Below are 1,695 nucleotides of genomic sequence, written 5' to 3'. Positions count from 1 at the left end.
TACGTACACGTCTGTACATATGACAGTTCTGTTTCTATTCGAAAACAGCCCCAATTGATAAATGCAGAGAAATTTATCAATTTCGGCAACACTTCCTTTCCTCTAAGATCATAGACATCTCTGTGTCTCCTTTAGAATACTTATAAGCGTTGCAACCTCTATCTCACGTTTTAGGCGAGAGTGTATGATTTATGAAGTTGTTGGTAACATTTGTTTTATAATAATTTAAATTTTTCAGGGAATCAAGTGTTTTTTGTATTTTTTTGAAATTCTATCTTTTTATTAAATTAGTTTGTGAAAAATATAGCAAAATAAATTCGTTGCATGTACATTAAAAATATAGAGCATGGGAGGTGGAAGGATGGGGAAGAAAAAGCCTATTTATGTAGCAACAGAAATGAACACAAAAATGAAGAAATTATGGGAATATACGCAAGAGCCGGACTTACATACAAAGTGGGATGCCCGTTTTACGGAAATCTCGTATTTGGAGAAAAAAGAGGGGGAGCCGCAGAAGTTTTTATATAAAACGAAGATTGGTTTCGGGCTTGAAATAGCCGGAGAAGGGGAATCGATAGGTGAAATAAGAAAAGAAACTGGAGAGCGCATTTCCTCTTTGAAATTTTGGACAGACAATAAGCTATCACTTATACAAATAGGACGAGGCTATTGGAAGTATACCCCGAATGGAGAACATATTCATTTTGAAACGCAATATGATTATGATACAAGGTTTGGTCGTATAGGGAATGTGATAGATTCATATATTTTTCGTCCGCTATTAGGTTGGGCAACTGCATGGAGTTTTGATGCTTTAAAATTATGGTTAGAAAAGGGACTTCATCCTAAGTTGCTAATTAGAAGAACGATGACGTATTGGCTCGTTTGCTTTTTAGTTGCTTTCGTATGGTTATATCAAGGGATTGTACCGAAATTGATGTTTACTCATTCAGAAGAAGTAAAGATGCTTTCTGCGCTAATCGGATCGAATGATAGTAGTATTTTTATACTTAAAATAGTTGGATTTTTAGAAATAATATGGGGTGTTATGTGGCTATTGCCATTTCAAAAACGAAAGTTGTTTATATTGCATATTGTTATGTTAATAGGCTTAACTATAGTGGCAGGAGTTACGAATATCACAAGTTTTACAGAGCCGTTTAATCCGATTACATTAAATTTTCTTCTAATAGGGTTATCGATTGTCGGTTATATGAATAGCACTAATTTGCCGAGTGCAAAAAATTGTAAGAGGACGAGAAAGGGATAAGTATATGGTTAATATTTATGAAAGATTATTAGGGGATTCTTATAAAAGGCTTCATCCAAAATTGCAGGAACGATATGCGATAACAAAGGGAAATAGCTTTATTGGGGAAGGGGAAATGGATGAAATTTATGGAGGATCTTTTTTCGTTAAATTAATATTAAAAATCACATCGAAGTTCCGTATGTTTTTCTCTGAGCGAGGGCAAAAAGTTCCGTTTGTGATACATAATACCGCTGAGCGAGATGGACAGGGGAAAGAATTTGTACGGTGGAATCGTACTTTTTATTTTCATAATAAGAAAAGATATTTTAACGCTGTTATGAAGTTGGATGAAGTGAATAATGAAATTGTAGATTATTTTGGCGAACCGCATATACTCGTTTCTACGTTGAATTTTTATATTGATGAAAAAGGCGGGATGCATA

2 protein-coding genes and 1 riboswitch are annotated in these 1,695 nt (G+C 34.3%); both genes read left to right on the top strand.

Annotation, left to right across the window (positions count from 1 at the left end; all coding sequences use genetic code 11):
* A riboswitch (Lysine riboswitch) is annotated at positions 1–169 on the bottom strand. This riboswitch is flagged as partial in the annotation.
* A 192-nt stretch (positions 170–361) separates the two neighbouring features.
* Positions 362–1,270, top strand: a complete 909-nt coding sequence (locus AC1DTM_RS25370; protein ID WP_016104480.1) for a DoxX-like family protein — start codon at positions 362–364, stop codon at positions 1,268–1,270.
* Positions 1,271–1,274: 4 nt separating this feature from the next.
* Positions 1,275–1,695, top strand: a 421-nt coding sequence (locus AC1DTM_RS25365) for a DUF4166 domain-containing protein (RefSeq protein WP_477001175.1), incomplete at its 3' end; no start/stop codon positions are given.

The organism is Bacillus sp. P4_D3 (assembly GCF_056401855.1).
This window is presented reverse-complemented; position numbering and strand designations above follow the sequence as displayed.